Raw genomic sequence first — 13,479 nt, 5'->3', positions numbered from 1 at the left:
AAAATCTTTCACTGAATGCGACACTGCACAAGGGGGATTTCTTCTACATGTAGAATTCATTATAGAAGGAATAAGTTTTATGCTCAAGAGGGCATAGATGAAATCACGTCAATGAAAGAGAGGTTGGGGAATGGTATGAAAAAATGGCGATTGAACTTTCGTGTTTTGTCGTTATTTACGCTGCTTGCATTCGTGTTATCGGCCTGTGGAAAACCGTTTTTGTCAACACTTAAGCCTGCAGGTGAGGTAGCTGAAGAACAATATTCGCTTATGCTTCTTAGTACAGCCATCATGGTTTTAGTTATTATTGTGGTCACCATTATCTTTATATTTGTTATTCTGCGCTTTCGTCGTCGTAAAGGCGAAGAAAACGTGATTCCAAAGCAAGTGGAAGGAAGCAGAAAGTTAGAAATTATATGGACAGTGATTCCTATCTTGCTGCTCATTATTTTGACTGTTCCAACGGTCATCTCAACATTTAAGCTAGCGGACGTAAAAGGAATGAAGGACAAAGATGCTGTCGTAGTAAATGTGCGTGCTAACTTGTACTGGTGGGAATTTGAGTATCCTAATCAAAAAATTATTACATCCCAAGATCTAGTTGTTCCAACGGATAAAAAAGTCTACTTTAATATTAAAGCTTCTGACGTCAAGCACTCATTCTGGATTCCTTCAGTTGGAGGAAAGCTCGATGCTAACACAGAAAATGATAATAAATTCTGGCTAGTGTTTGATTCTGAAAAATCGAAGGAAGCTAACGGGGTTTTCTACGGAAAATGTGCTGAGCTTTGCGGTCCATCTCATTCTCTTATGGACTTTAAAGTACGGGCTGTATCAAGCGGTGAATTTGATACGTGGGCAAAAGATTTGAAAAAAGCAAAGCCTGATGTAGAAACAGCATCCGCAAAAGCTGGTCAAGAGGTCTTTAATGAAAGCTGTATCGGATGTCATGCTGTTGACGTTAAAGATAATCGTCCAGAGCAAGCCCGTCAAGCACCAAACTTAGCCGGTTTTTCTGAACGTGAGCGTGTAGCTGGAGTGCTTCCTCACAACAAGGAAAATATCAAAAAATGGTTAAAAGACCCTGAAAAAGTTAAGCCGGGTAATAAGATGAGTGGTACATATCCTGACTTAACAGATGAACAAGTGAATGAGCTAGCAGACTATTTAATGAGTTTAAAAGAAAAATAAACGTCCAGTCGTTTTTAAAAGGGGAGGTTTAGCGATGAGTACACTCAGTCAAAAGAAGGGTGTAGGTGGAACAATTTGGGACTTTATGACAACCGTTGACCATAAGAAAATCGCCATTCTTTATTTAATTGCCGGCGGTATCTTTTTTCTAGTCGGAGGAGTGGAAGCGCTATTTATACGTATTCAGCTGGCTATACCAAGCAATGACTTTGTCAGTGCAGGAACGTATAACGAAATTTTAACAATGCATGGAACAACAATGATTTTCTTAGCCGCAATGCCGCTTCTTTTTGCCATGATGAATGCAGTTGTTCCACTGCAAATTGGAGCTCGAGATGTAGCATTTCCATTTTTAAATTTGTTAGGTTTTTGGTTGTTTGCCTTTGGGGGACTCTTTTTAAATCTAAGCTGGTTTTTAGGAGGAGCACCTGATGCAGGTTGGACATCATATGCTTCGCTGTCTATTGCATCACCTGGTCACGGAATTGATTTTTATGCGATAGGTTTGCAGATTTCCGGAGCCGGGACATTGATTTCAGGTATCAACTTTCTCGTGACCATCATTAACATGAGGGCGCCAGGTATGACTTATATGCGTATGCCGCTGTTTACGTGGACGACGTTTGTTGCATCAGCTCTTATTTTGTTTGCGTTTCCAGCACTAACGGTTGGATTGTTTTTAATGATTTTTGACCGCTTATTCGGGGGAAACTTTTTTGACGCCACAATGGGTGGGAACACCATTATCTGGGAACATCTTTTCTGGATATTCGGTCATCCGGAAGTATATATTTTAATTCTTCCAGCGTTTGGTGTTTTCTCTGAAATTTTACCTACTTTTTCAAGAAAGAGATTATTCGGGTACTCGTCGATGGTTTTTGCCACCGTATTAATCGGATTTTTAGGGTTCATGGTGTGGGCTCACCACATGTTCACAACCGGACTTGGTCCAATTGCAAATGCCATTTTTGCTGTCGCTACGATGGCTATAGCCGTTCCAACTGGAATTAAAATTTTCAACTGGCTGTTTACGCTTTGGGGAGGAAGTATTGAGTTTACTTCTCCAATGCTGTATGCTGTCGCCTTTATTCCATCATTTGTTATCGGGGGAGTAACAGGAGTTATGGCAGCTGTAGCACCTGCAGATTATCAATTTCAAGATTCTTATTTTATCGTTGCTCACTTCCATTACGTTATCGTAGGCGGTGTCGTATACGCTATATTAGCAGGTGTCACATACTGGTGGCCAAAAATGTTTGGGAAGATGTTAGATGAAAAGTTAAGCAAAGCAACGTTTTGGCTCTTTTTGATTGGTTTCCATTTAACGTTCTTTATTCAGCATTTCTTAGGCCTAATGGGGATGCCTCGCCGCGTATGGACGTTCTTGCCTAATCAAGGTCTCGACCTTGGGAATGCAATCAGTTCATCAGGAGCTGCTTTCATGGCGGTTGCTACGCTCATTTTACTGGTTAATATTATAAAAACAACTGCCAAAGGACAAAAGGTAGGAGGAGACCCTTGGGGAGACGGACGTACATTAGAATGGGCTATTTCATCTCCGCCTCCAGAGTATAACTTTAAACAAACACCGCTTGTACGCGGGTTAGATGCATATTGGATTGAAAAAATGGCAGGAAATAAAGAAATGACGCCAGCCGAACCTCTTGGTGATATTCATATGCCAAACTCGTCGTTTATTCCATTTATGATATCGCTTGGAATGTTTATTGCAGGGATTGGCTTTTTGTATCGAAATGATCATGCGTGGGGAGATATTGTAGGGATTATCGGAATGATCGTCATGTTTTTATCGATGTTCTTCCGTTCATGGATTGATGATCACGGCTTTCATATTCACAAAGAAGACTTAGTTGATGATGACAAGGAGGCGAAGATGTAATGGAGACTGAACAAAAGCTAACTGCTGAAACTTTCCCTGCTTCGCCTGAAAAAGCAACGCTTGAAGGGAAAAATAAATTTACTGGCTTTTGGCTCTTTTTAGGCGGAGAGACGGTTTTGTTTGCTTCACTTTTTGCTACTTATTTAGCTTTACGTAATTCAACGATGTCAGGACCTAAGCCAGAAGAATTGTTTGATATTAAGCTTGTTTTTGCAGCCACCATGATTTTATTAACAAGTTCACTAACAAGCGTATATGCTATGTATCATATGAAAAATTTTGAATTTAAAAAGATGCAGCTATGGTTAGGCGTTACGTGGCTTTTAGGTTTAGCGTTTTTAGGGCTAGAAATTTATGAGTTCAGGCATTATGTTCATGAAGGCCATACGTTTACAAGCAGCGCATTCGGTTCTTCTTTCTACGCGCTGGTTGGGACACACGGAGCTCACGTAACGTTCGGATTGCTTTGGATTGGTTCTTTGATGATTCGAAATGCGAAGCGGGGGTTAAACTTATATAACGCTCCTAAATATTATGTCGCAAGTTTATACTGGCACTTTATCGATGTTGTGTGGGTCTTTATTTTCACGGTTGTATATTTAATGGGAATGGTGGGATAAGCTGATGACGACAAATCAATCAAACTCAGATAACCCAAGGCTCAATTTAGATTATCGTAAAAAAAGAAACGCAGAAGATATGAAGATGCAAGTTATTTCTTTTGCGATGATGTTATTTCTAACGCTAATTGCTTTTTTTGCGGTTTATCAAGAGTTTAGCGGATGGTACATTATGCCGGTGATTGTGCTCTTGGCCGTTGTTCAAGTCATCTTTCAACTTTATTATTTCATGCATATGAACCACAAAGGACATACCATACCAGCATTTTTCTTGTATTCAGGCGTATTGGTAGCTCTTTTAACCATTTTAGCTTTTGTAACCATTATTTGGTGGTAAAGAAAAGGGCTGGCATGCGCCAGTCCTTTTCATCATCTGTAGAAGGAGGAATAGACGTTGATTAACAATTTGCAGATGTTTGGTTTTGAAGCACTTTGGAGTCCTTATTATTTTTTAACCATTTGTCTGGTGACTGTATTGTATTTTTTCATCGTTGGGAGATGGAGAGAGAATTTTATAGGAGCGGTGGCCGTAAACAGAAAAACAAAAGCGTATTTTGTTATTAGCGTGATTCTTTTATATATATGTAAAGGAGGACCTGTAGATTTACTGGGGCACTTTATGTTTAGTGCTCATATGACGCAAATGGCAATCGTTTACTTGGTGATTCCTCCGCTTTTTATTTTAGGAATTCCGCCGTGGTTAGCTCGTTCTGTTATTTATGTAAGAGGGGTTAAACCTATTTTTAAATTCTTTACAAAGCCCTTAATTGCGCTACTGTTATTCAATGGGTTATTTTCTTTGTATCATATTCCGCTGCTTTTTGATTTTATTAAAACGGATATGATGCTCCACGGAATTGTGAGTGTTGTATTATTTATCGCTGCATTTTGCATGTGGTGGCCACTCGTTAATCAGCTAGAAGAAGAACAAACGCTAAGTTCTTTAAAAAAGCTTGGCTATATTTTTGCAGATGGCGTACTCCTTACTCCAGCGTGCGCGTTAATTATTTTTGCAAATCATTCTTTATATGCAACGTATACAGACTCAAGCGCTTGGGTACAAGCTCTTTCCCTTTGTGTACCGCCTTCTATGATTGCAAGTTTAGGACAGCTTGCTCCCGAGATGTTTAATACGCTGCCGCCCGTGGAAGATCAGCAGCTAGGCGGCGTTATTATGAAGATCATTCAAGAAATTGTGTATGGAACGGTTTTAGGCTTTATTTTTTTTCAGTGGGCTCGAAAAGAGCGAGAGAAAGATACGTACATGCCTGATTTTAGTGAACGTCAAGATATAAAAGCAAAGGAGATTCCATCTACTCCTCCTTTGAATTAAAAAAAGCGCAGTGTAATTACTGCGCTTTTTCTAATTCTATAGCTGAACGGTTTCAAGCTGTGATTTGATTTGTGTTAATATCTTTTCACACTGTTCTACAAGGGATGGCGGAAAATATTCGCCGTCTCCATATTCTACACCGTGAGGATAATAATGTTTGCCTAGTAGAGGTGTCATAAGATGAATAACAGCATGCCTGCCCCCTACGTCGCCTGAAATAGCATGTCCTTGGACTCGCAAATAGAAGGTATCTCGCTGAAACTCGAATTTTCGATCGTACGTGACGCGTTCATAATCCCATTGTCCGGCGCGGACCAGACCAAATTGATGCATAATCTCATCTAATAAATCTAAATCAACCTTTAATGAATCAAATTTTGCATATTCAAATTTCATATGAACTCCCTCCCAAAACAGATATACCCCAATTAAATCATAAGCCGAATGGATAAAACTTGCAATATCTAATAAAGAAAAATGTAAACGTTATCTATTTTTATTTAAACGTTTTAAATACGAAAGTTTACTAAAAAGTTGGTCACACTATAAAACGAGCACACGATGTAAAGGAGGATAAAACAATGAAAACTGTACAAGAGGTAATGACAGCTGATACGGAAACATGCACCACGCTTGATAACGTATATGAAGTAGCAGTGAAAATGAAGGAATGGAATGTAGGAGCAATTCCAATTGTCGATAGAGATCAGCTAGTAGGAATGATTACAGATCGAGACTTAGTTATAAAAGGCATTGCAGAAAAGAAGCCGAATTCAAGTAAAGTAACGGATGTTATGAGTGAAGAGCTTATAACTATTACAGCGGAAGCCTCTGTAGAAGAAGCTTCTAAGCTTATGGCTCAACATCAAATCCGTCGTCTTCCCGTTGTGGAAAATCAAAAGCTAGTAGGGATTGTATCGCTAGGTGATTTATCAACGTTTCGCTATGCAAATGAACGTGCAGGAGAAGCGCTCTCAGACATTTCACAACAAACGCATTAAAAAGCGAAAGTCAACTGTTTGCAGTATACTCGTAAATAGTTGGCTTTTTCTTTTGTTTCCTTCATACCGATAGCTATTTTTTTTTGAATGCATGTATAATAGAGATAAAAATAAGTTAAACAGGTAAAGAAAACAGGTGTAAGGAGAGGAAGAAAAGCTGAAAAAAGTTATTTTTATTCTCGTATTAATAGTGGCATTTGTATACGCGGAGGATTATTTACCTCAGCTAGAAAAATATCTAACGGGTCAAAATATTGAGCAAAACCAAACGGATTCCAAAAGTCAGCCCACACAAGAAGTGGCTTCTTATGAAAAACAAAGTGAAAATATGATGAGACTCATTGGAGATCATTCAGAACAGTTAATTGGAATGCTTGGAGAGCCGGATCGTATTGATTCTTCTGCATATGGCTATGACTGGTGGATTTACAAAAAGAATCGTCAAACGTATGCGCAGGTAGGAGTAGAAAATAATCAAGTCGTATCTGTATACGTCATTGGCTCAAAAACAAATACAGATCCTTTTGAGATTGGTGAGAAGCGAGAGGAAGTAGAAAAAAGAGTTTCACTTTCATCCGAACTCACGCTTCAAAAAGACGGAAATGAATACCGATTTCGTCTGAGTGAAGAGGATATGAAAATGCGTCCCATTATTAAATATGGAGATGTATACGTCCAACTATATTTTGATCAGTTCCTTAATACAATCTCAAGTATTCGAATTATGGACATGGACACGCTATTAAAACAGCGTCCATACGAAATTGTTTATCGCGGCGAGCTTCCCACAGCTCCGTCATTGACATCGGAGGAGTGGAAAAGTGTCCAAGAAGGAGAAGAGCAGCAAATTATCGATATTACAAATGTAATTCGAGACCGGTTTCAGCTGTCACCTTTAGCTTGGGACGAAGCCACTGCCGGAGTAGCTTATTTACACAGCAAAGAAATGAGCGACTTAAACTATTTCTCTCACGTTTCACCAGCACAAGGTGATTTAGGCAACCGTCTGCAAAAAGGTGATGTAGTATACCGTATCGCGGGCGAAAATATTGCCTCGAATTATCAGGATGGAATCGCTGCTGTTGAAGGGTGGCTTAATAGTGAGGGACATCGTAAGGCTTTACTCAATAAAGAGTTTACGCGTCTTGGTGTAGGTGTATATGAGAAATATTATACGCAAAACTTTATCACTCCCATGAATGAATAGTAAGTTTAAAACTTCCTTTTGAAAATAGGTCTACTCTTGTCCTCTTTCTCATAAGTTTTAGTAGAGGTTAGAGGAGGGACGAGAATGAAAGGAAGAATAGTAGGAATATTGCTCGTACTTTTCTTTGCATATACGACTACTGTACATGCAGCTGAAGGGCAGTGGGAAAAGCTTGATAACTTATCTGATCAAACGCTATCGCTTGTAGAGCAAAAGGAGTATAAAGCAGCCCAACATTTGTTCAGAAACTTTTCGAATGAATTTACCAGTCTCAATACAGCTTCTTTGGGCGTATCGGCCGAAGATATACGTATTTTAACTCTTTGTTATGAACAGGTAGAAAGGTCTCTTTTATCTTCTGATTCCAGTGATGAAGAACGTCTTCAAAAAGCTACTCAATTTCGATTATTAGTCGATGCGCTGCACAGCAAGCATCAGCCTATGTGGACTGAGCTTGAAGGCAGTATGCTAGCAACATTTAAAGAGATGCGAAATGAAGCGGTAAAAGGAGAACAAGCGGCTTATGAAGCGCAGCTTAAGCAATTTTTGAAGGAATATGATATGATCTTACCGAGCGCGCAGGTAGACGTGTCGTCTCCCTACGTACAGCGTGTGAGCGCGGACGTTCACTTTTTACAAACTGAAGGAACGCTAAGTGAGATTAACGATGAGCAGTTTAACCAAATGGAACAAAACTTGAAAGATTTTTTTGAACAAGTAAAAGTAAATCGTACAGACCCGTCTTTTATTTGGGTTACAATTACCACCGGAAGTATTATTATTGCTACACTTTTTTATGTAGGAGCGCGAAAATATTTCGCTGATCAGAAAAGAAAGTCAGCTAGAGGGCGTAATGATTGACGTAAAAGCGCAGAATTGTCTAAAATAAAAGAGTAGTCAAACACATAATGAAAGGTGTGGGTAAATGAGCTTTTTGATTTATTTTCTCATTATTATCCTTGTGCCAATTTGGGCACAGTTTAAGGTGAGAAGTGCTTACAAAAAATATTCACAAGTAAGCAACTCATCAGGAATGACAGGCGCAGAAGTAGCAAGAAAAATTTTGGATGAAAACGGGTTGTACAACGTTCACGTAGAGCCTGTAGGCGGATTTTTATCAGATCACTATGATCCTCGTTCAAAAGTCATTCGTTTGTCAGAAGACAACTATTACGGAACGTCTGTCGCAGGCGCTGCCGTTGCGGCTCACGAAGTGGGACACGCGATTCAAGACAAAGAAAACTATTCGTTTTTACGTCTTCGCCACTCGCTTGTGCCGGTGGCAAGCCTTGGATCAAACGCTTCTTGGATTTTAATTATGATTGGAATTATCGCGTCGATTAAGCCGTTGCTATTGTTAGGTATTATATTCATGGCAGCAGCGGTCGTATTCCAAGTTGTAACACTGCCTGTTGAATTTAACGCTTCAAGCCGAGCGATGACGCAAATCGTCTCAGTCGGAGCGATTCGAAATGACGAAGAGCGCGAGACGCGCAAAGTGCTTAACGCAGCGGCTTTAACATACGTAGCAGCTGCAGCAGTAGCAGTTCTTGAGTTGGTTCGTTTAATCATGATTTATACAGGAATGAATAACGACGACTAATAAAAAAATACCGCATTAGCGGTATTTTTTTATCTTTCAAGCGGTTTTTTATTTTCATCAAGGGTAAAGCCTTCGCCTAAGACATCATGAACATCCGTAACTGCAACGAATGCGTGTGGATCTACAGAAGTAATAACTTGCTTTAAACGGAAAATTTCATTTTTACTAACCACGCAGTATAGCACGTTAGTATCTTGCTTAGAAAAAGAACCTTGGCCTTTTAAAATCGTCACGCCTCGATCCATTTCTTTCATAATTTTATCCGATATGGCTTCGTTATGATTTGAAATGATCGTTGCTCCTTTAGCGGCATACGCGCCGTCTTGCATAAAGTCAATAACCCGTGCAGCGACAAAGACTGCAACAAGTGTGTACATAGCTTCTCGGTAGGATAAATAAATGAGAGATGCACTAATCACAATAAAGTCAAAAAGAAACATCGTTTTCCCCATATTCCACCCGATATATTTTTGAACAACACGTGCGATGATATCGACTCCTCCAGTTGTCCCTCCAAACCTGAAAATAATGCCAAGGCCCACTCCAATAAAAACACCGGCAAAAAGAGCTGCTAGAGTCATATCATGACGCAGGGGCATATTCACCGGGAAGCGCTGGAATATCCATAAAAATAGCGATAAGCTGACGACTCCGAGCATGGTATAAATAAATGCTGTTCTCCCTAATAGTTTCCACCCTACAAAAAACAAAGGAATATTTAACACTAAGTTAGAATAAGAGGGATCAATGTTAAATAAGAAAAATAAAAGCAGGGTAATGCCTGTGAATCCACCTTCAGCTAAATTGTTTTGCATGTTAAAATTAACAAGTCCAAACGCAAATATGGCAGCACCAAGCAGTATAAAAATAATATTTTTAAATCTGAGACCTTTCATACTTACAAACCTCCTATGACCGTTTTTGCACTACCTTATCATAAAGGAATATATTTCATTTCGTAAATAACTATCGAAAAGATTTTTGAAAATAGTAAAAAGTGATGATGTTTCTTCTAGTGCTATGTATTAGTAGTATCCTCAATTCGTAAAATATAGACAGATTTTTGAGAATTAAGGGAAACGTGAGGAATATTGTGAAAGAGCATCTGATAAAGGCTTGGTAAGAAGAAGTAATTACACTAAATAATTTGAAGTAAAGATGTTATAATAGTAAGCTGAGTGTACTTCTAAAAGAGGTGAAATAAAAAGATGTCAAAAAAAACGATGGAGCAAATGCAGCAAGAAGTTGATGCATATATTAGCCAATTTAAAGAAGGATATTTTAGTCCTCTTGCTATGCTTGCGCGAATGTCGGAAGAAGTAGGCGAATTATCGCGCGAAATTAACCACTATTATGGTGAAAAGCCGAAGAAAACGACTGAAGCAGAACGTACGGTCGAAGAAGAAATGGGCGACATTTTATTTGTATTAATTTGCTTTGCAAATTCATTAAATATTGATTTACAAGAAGCGCATGATCGCGTTATGAATAAATTTAATACGCGTGACAAAGATCGCTGGACGAAAAAAGAAGACTAAGGAGAGAAAAACAATGGACAAAATTCGAATTGTACTTGCAGGACCAAGAGGTCGTATGGGAAAAGAAGCTGTATTATTAATAGAAGAAACAGAGCATTTTGAATTAGTAGCAGCGGTAGATCGTATCAATGAAGGAAAATACATAAGTGATATTGAAGGAATGCCAAATGTACAAGCGCCAATCTACACGGATATTGAAAAATGTTTTCAAGACGTTAAGGCAGATGTTTTAGTTGATTTGACAACACCTGAAATTGGGCGCGTTCATACTAAAACAGCCCTAACATATGGAGTAAGACCTGTTGTAGGAACAACTGGCTTTTCAGAAGAAGATTTAAAAGAATTAAAGCAGCTTGCTGAAGAGAAGGAACTTGGCTGTATCATTGCACCTAATTTTGCGATTGGCGCGATTTTAATGATGAAGTTTTCACAAATGGCAGCTAAATACTTTGATGATGTTGAGATTATTGAAATGCATCACGATCAAAAGTTAGATGCACCATCAGGAACAGGCTTAAAAACAGCGGAGCTTATCAGTGAAGTTCGTGAAGCAAAAAAACAAGGTCATCCTGATGAAAAAGAATTACTAGAAGGGGCGCGCGGTGCAGATTATGAAGGAATCCGTCTACATAGCGTACGCCTGCCAGGGCTGATTGCTCACCAAGAAGTGATGTTCGGAGGATTTGGACAAACATTAAAAATCCGTCATGATTCATACAACCGTGCTTCTTTTATGTCAGGTGTGAAGCTAGCTGTTGACACAGTTATGAACGTAGACACACTTGTATATGGGTTAGAAAATATTATTGACTAAGGAGCGAGAAAAATGAAAATCGCCTTAATTGCACATGATAAAAAGAAAAATGATATGGTACAATTCACAACAGCCTATCAAGCGATTTTACAGGAACATTCGCTGTTCGCAACAGGAACAACAGGAACGCGTATTTCAGAAGCAACAGGTTTGAAGGTTCACCGCTTTCAATCAGGACCCCTTGGAGGAGATCAGGAGATAGGAGCTTTAATTGCTCAAAATGAAATGGATATGGTTATTTTTTTCCGCGATCCATTAACAGCTCAGCCTCATGAACCTGATATTTCAGCTCTGATGCGTCTCTGTGACGTCTATGCGGTTCCTCTTGCAACGAATATGGGAACAGCAGAGATTTTAATTCATGGACTTGAACGAGGCGATTTGCATTGGCGTTCAATTATAAAAAAATAGGGTGAAGATAATGAAAGAAACAATAGATATCCTTGCCTTTGGTGCTCATGCCGATGATGTAGAAATCGGCATGGGTGGAACCATTGCAAGAATGAGTGAACAAGGTTTGAAGGTAGTTATTTGCGATTTGACGCAAGCTGAACTTTCTTCAAATGGAACGGTTGAAATTCGAAAACAAGAAGCGTCCAAAGCTGCTGATGTCTTAGGTGTTCATGAGCGAATTCATCTGCATTTGCCAGACAGAGGTTTGGTTTTAAAGGCAGAGTATATAGCTGAAATTGCATCAGTTATTCGCACGTATCAACCAAGGATTATATTTGCTCCTTACTTTGAAGATCGTCATCCTGATCATGGAAATTGTGCAAAGCTTGTAGAAGAGGCCATGTTTTCCGCTGGCGTTAAAAATTATATCGATTATAAAAAGCAAAAAGCTCATCGTGCTGAGTCTCTTTATTTCTATATGATAAATGGATTTCATAAGCCAGATTTTATTGTAGATGTATCAAGCACGTTTCAAAAGAAAGTAGCTAGTCTAGAGGCTTATGAAAGTCAATTTATAAAAACAGCAGATACGTTTGATACGCCGCTGGTAAACGGATATATTGAAACGGTAGAGAGCAGAGAGCGATTATTTGGCAAAGAAGTCGGGGTAGCATACGGTGAAGGTTTTTTATCTAAAAAACCGATTTTGATGTACGACGATTTAGTAGGTGGAAAATAAATGAAGTTAAAAATTGGTATTACATGTTATGCTTCCGTTGGAGGTTCAGGAGTGGTAGCAACGGAGCTAGGGAAGCTGCTGGCTGAAAAGGGGCACGAAATTCATTTTATTTCCTCTAGCATGCCTTTTAGATTGACGAAAGTATATCCAAATATTTATTTTCACGAAGTAGATGTAAATCAGTACTCCGTCTTTAAATACCCTCCGTATGATCTTGCTTTATCCAGTAAAATGGCTGAAGTGGCTAAAAGAGAAAAGCTTGACATTATTCATACGCACTATGCAATCCCCCACGCCGTTTGCGGGATTTTAGCTAAACAAATGGTGGAGCACGAAGTGAAAATTGTGACGACTCTTCATGGGACAGATATTACGGTTCTAGGAGAGGATCCATCGTTAAAAGATTTAATTAAATTTGGAATTGAGAAATCAGATGCAGTGACGGCTGTATCTCAGTCACTTGTTGATCAAACTCACCATTTAATTAGTCCAGATAAAGAAATTGAAACGATGTATAATTTTATTGATGAACGAGTTTATCATAAAAAAGAAGTTCAGTATTTAAAAGCGGAGTATGGCATATTAGAAAATGAAAAAGTCGTTATTCATATTTCAAACTTTCGTCAAGTCAAACGAGTTACAGATATAGTCAAAACATTTGCTATTATTAATAAAAAGCTTCAGTCTAAGCTGCTGCTTGTAGGAGACGGCCCTGAAATGACGGTTGTGTCTCAATTAGTAAGAGAGCTAAATCTTCAAGATTCTGTGTTATTTCTTGGGAAACAAGAAAATGTAGCAGAATTATATTCGATTAGCGATTTAAAATTGTTATTATCTGAAAAAGAAAGCTTTGGGCTTGTACTTTTAGAAGCTATGGCTTGCGGTGTTCCATGCATCGGAACAAATACAGGCGGAATTCCTGAAGTAATTGAACACGAAAAAACAGGATATATTTGCGAAGTGGGAGACGTCGAAGAGGCAGCGAGCAAAGCAATTCAGCTACTTGAAAATGAACAGCTGCATCACCAAATGAGGGAAGCGTCTCTAAGCGCAGTTAATCATAAATTTCATTCAACAGAGATTGTGAGTCAATATGAAAAACTTTATTATAAATTGGTACAGGGTTGAAGAATGGAGGAC

16 protein-coding genes are annotated in these 13,479 nt (G+C 38.9%); 14 read left to right on the top strand and 2 right to left on the bottom strand.

Going from position 1 to position 13,479, the window contains the following annotated elements; all coding sequences use genetic code 11:
• Positions 1 to 135: 135 nt before the first annotated feature.
• The 5 genes from coxB to ctaG are packed head-to-tail and all read left to right on the top strand — an operon-like array spanning position 136 to position 5,044.
• The gene (gene coxB / locus ACFX4E_RS06970; protein ID WP_028407955.1) at positions 136 to 1,191 is read left to right on the top strand and encodes a cytochrome c oxidase subunit II; all 1,056 of its coding nucleotides are present in this window, start codon (positions 136 to 138) and stop codon (positions 1,189 to 1,191) included.
• Positions 1,192 to 1,225: 34 nt separating this feature from the next.
• Positions 1,226 to 3,091, top strand: a complete 1,866-nt coding sequence (ctaD, locus tag ACFX4E_RS06965; protein WP_013082312.1) for a cytochrome c oxidase subunit I — start codon at positions 1,226 to 1,228, stop codon at positions 3,089 to 3,091.
• A complete protein-coding gene (ctaE, locus tag ACFX4E_RS06960; protein WP_013056081.1) occupies positions 3,091 to 3,711 on the top strand; it encodes a cytochrome c oxidase subunit III in 621 nt (206 codons plus the stop codon). Before ctaD ends, ctaE begins: the two co-directional genes overlap by 1 nt.
• Positions 3,712 to 3,715: 4 nt before the next feature.
• Positions 3,716 to 4,048 carry a cytochrome c oxidase subunit IVB gene (gene ctaF / locus ACFX4E_RS06955; RefSeq protein ID WP_028407956.1) on the top strand — a complete coding sequence of 111 codons (333 nt, stop codon included), beginning with the start codon at positions 3,716 to 3,718 and terminating at the stop codon, positions 4,046 to 4,048.
• A gap of 57 nt (positions 4,049 to 4,105) precedes the next feature.
• Positions 4,106 to 5,044 (top strand): cytochrome c oxidase assembly factor CtaG, encoded by a 939-nt coding sequence (gene ctaG / locus ACFX4E_RS06950; RefSeq protein ID WP_377237694.1) that lies wholly within the window; start codon positions 4,106 to 4,108, stop codon positions 5,042 to 5,044.
• 36 nt (positions 5,045 to 5,080) lie between these two features.
• Here the strand turns inward: ctaG and ACFX4E_RS06945 are convergent, their stop codons facing one another.
• Positions 5,081 to 5,440, bottom strand: a complete 360-nt coding sequence (locus tag ACFX4E_RS06945; RefSeq protein ID WP_013056084.1) for a YugN family protein — start codon at positions 5,438 to 5,440, stop codon at positions 5,081 to 5,083.
• Between the two features lie 185 nt (positions 5,441 to 5,625).
• On the opposite strand from ACFX4E_RS06945, the gene ACFX4E_RS06940 reads away from it, so the two are divergent.
• The 4 genes from ACFX4E_RS06940 to ACFX4E_RS06925 all read left to right on the top strand — a co-directional run bounded on the left by ACFX4E_RS06940 (position 5,626) and on the right by ACFX4E_RS06925 (position 8,855).
• Positions 5,626 to 6,045, top strand: a complete 420-nt coding sequence (locus tag ACFX4E_RS06940; protein WP_013056085.1) for a CBS domain-containing protein — start codon at positions 5,626 to 5,628, stop codon at positions 6,043 to 6,045.
• Positions 6,046 to 6,235: 190 nt separating this feature from the next.
• A complete protein-coding gene (locus ACFX4E_RS06935; RefSeq protein WP_029325123.1) occupies positions 6,236 to 7,252 on the top strand; it encodes a CAP domain-containing protein in 1,017 nt (338 codons plus the stop codon).
• 84 nt (positions 7,253 to 7,336) lie between these two features.
• Complete coding sequence (locus tag ACFX4E_RS06930) at positions 7,337 to 8,113, top strand: sporulation protein YpjB (RefSeq protein ID WP_098791211.1); 777 nt, start codon at positions 7,337 to 7,339, stop codon at positions 8,111 to 8,113.
• Between the two features lie 64 nt (positions 8,114 to 8,177).
• Positions 8,178 to 8,855, top strand: coding sequence for a zinc metallopeptidase (locus tag ACFX4E_RS06925; RefSeq protein WP_013056088.1), 678 nt, complete (start codon positions 8,178 to 8,180; stop codon positions 8,853 to 8,855).
• Positions 8,856 to 8,884: 29 nt separating this feature from the next.
• Here the strand turns inward: ACFX4E_RS06925 and ACFX4E_RS06920 are convergent, their stop codons facing one another.
• A complete protein-coding gene (locus ACFX4E_RS06920) occupies positions 8,885 to 9,751 on the bottom strand; it encodes a YitT family protein (RefSeq protein ID WP_013056089.1) in 867 nt (288 codons plus the stop codon).
• Between the two features lie 312 nt (positions 9,752 to 10,063).
• Here ACFX4E_RS06920 and ACFX4E_RS06915 point away from each other — a divergent pair, with 312 nt between their 5' ends.
• From ACFX4E_RS06915 to bshA, 5 genes are read left to right on the top strand one after another with little or no spacing between them, the layout of a single operon-like run.
• Positions 10,064 to 10,393, top strand: a complete 330-nt coding sequence (locus ACFX4E_RS06915; protein ID WP_013056090.1) for a nucleotide pyrophosphohydrolase — start codon at positions 10,064 to 10,066, stop codon at positions 10,391 to 10,393.
• Between the two features lie 13 nt (positions 10,394 to 10,406).
• Complete coding sequence (dapB, locus tag ACFX4E_RS06910; protein ID WP_028414089.1) at positions 10,407 to 11,207, top strand: 4-hydroxy-tetrahydrodipicolinate reductase; 801 nt, start codon at positions 10,407 to 10,409, stop codon at positions 11,205 to 11,207.
• A gap of 12 nt (positions 11,208 to 11,219) precedes the next feature.
• Positions 11,220 to 11,618, top strand: coding sequence for a methylglyoxal synthase (gene mgsA, locus ACFX4E_RS06905; protein ID WP_013056092.1), 399 nt, complete (start codon positions 11,220 to 11,222; stop codon positions 11,616 to 11,618).
• Between the two features lie 10 nt (positions 11,619 to 11,628).
• Positions 11,629 to 12,339 (top strand): bacillithiol biosynthesis deacetylase BshB1, encoded by a 711-nt coding sequence (bshB1, locus tag ACFX4E_RS06900; RefSeq protein ID WP_016763451.1) that lies wholly within the window; start codon positions 11,629 to 11,631, stop codon positions 12,337 to 12,339.
• The gene (bshA, locus tag ACFX4E_RS06895) at positions 12,340 to 13,467 is read left to right on the top strand and encodes an N-acetyl-alpha-D-glucosaminyl L-malate synthase BshA (protein ID WP_028407960.1); all 1,128 of its coding nucleotides are present in this window, start codon (positions 12,340 to 12,342) and stop codon (positions 13,465 to 13,467) included. It begins immediately after the preceding gene.
• Positions 13,468 to 13,479 lie beyond the last annotated feature (12 nt).

Source organism: Priestia sp. YIM B13491 (genome assembly GCF_042787605.1).
GTDB lineage: Bacteria > Bacillota > Bacilli > Bacillales > Bacillaceae_H > Priestia > Priestia megaterium_E.
The sequence above is the reverse complement of the archived record's forward strand: the minus strand, read 5'-3'. Positions and strand labels throughout refer to the sequence as shown.

What these genes read in the sequence shown, in the direction of transcription:
- coxB (WP_028407955.1), top strand. Translation starts at nt 136, where the DNA reads ATGAAAAAATGGCGATTGAACTTTCGTGTTTTGTCGTTATTTACGCTG.
- ctaD (WP_013082312.1), top strand. Translation starts at nt 1,226, where the DNA reads ATGAGTACACTCAGTCAAAAGAAGGGTGTAGGTGGAACAATTTGGGAC.
- ctaE (WP_013056081.1), top strand. Translation starts at nt 3,091, where the DNA reads ATGGAGACTGAACAAAAGCTAACTGCTGAAACTTTCCCTGCTTCGCCT.
- ctaF (WP_028407956.1), top strand. Translation starts at nt 3,716, where the DNA reads ATGACGACAAATCAATCAAACTCAGATAACCCAAGGCTCAATTTAGAT.
- ACFX4E_RS06945 (WP_013056084.1), bottom strand. Translation starts at nt 5,440, where the DNA reads ATGAAATTTGAATATGCAAAATTTGATTCATTAAAGGTTGATTTAGAT.
- ACFX4E_RS06940 (WP_013056085.1), top strand. Translation starts at nt 5,626, where the DNA reads ATGAAAACTGTACAAGAGGTAATGACAGCTGATACGGAAACATGCACC.
- ACFX4E_RS06930 (WP_098791211.1), top strand. Translation starts at nt 7,337, where the DNA reads ATGAAAGGAAGAATAGTAGGAATATTGCTCGTACTTTTCTTTGCATAT.
- ACFX4E_RS06925 (WP_013056088.1), top strand. Translation starts at nt 8,178, where the DNA reads ATGAGCTTTTTGATTTATTTTCTCATTATTATCCTTGTGCCAATTTGG.
- ACFX4E_RS06920 (WP_013056089.1), bottom strand. Translation starts at nt 9,751, where the DNA reads ATGAAAGGTCTCAGATTTAAAAATATTATTTTTATACTGCTTGGTGCT.
- ACFX4E_RS06915 (WP_013056090.1), top strand. Translation starts at nt 10,064, where the DNA reads ATGTCAAAAAAAACGATGGAGCAAATGCAGCAAGAAGTTGATGCATAT.
- dapB (WP_028414089.1), top strand. Translation starts at nt 10,407, where the DNA reads ATGGACAAAATTCGAATTGTACTTGCAGGACCAAGAGGTCGTATGGGA.
- mgsA (WP_013056092.1), top strand. Translation starts at nt 11,220, where the DNA reads ATGAAAATCGCCTTAATTGCACATGATAAAAAGAAAAATGATATGGTA.
- bshB1 (WP_016763451.1), top strand. Translation starts at nt 11,629, where the DNA reads ATGAAAGAAACAATAGATATCCTTGCCTTTGGTGCTCATGCCGATGAT.
- bshA (WP_028407960.1), top strand. Translation starts at nt 12,340, where the DNA reads ATGAAGTTAAAAATTGGTATTACATGTTATGCTTCCGTTGGAGGTTCA.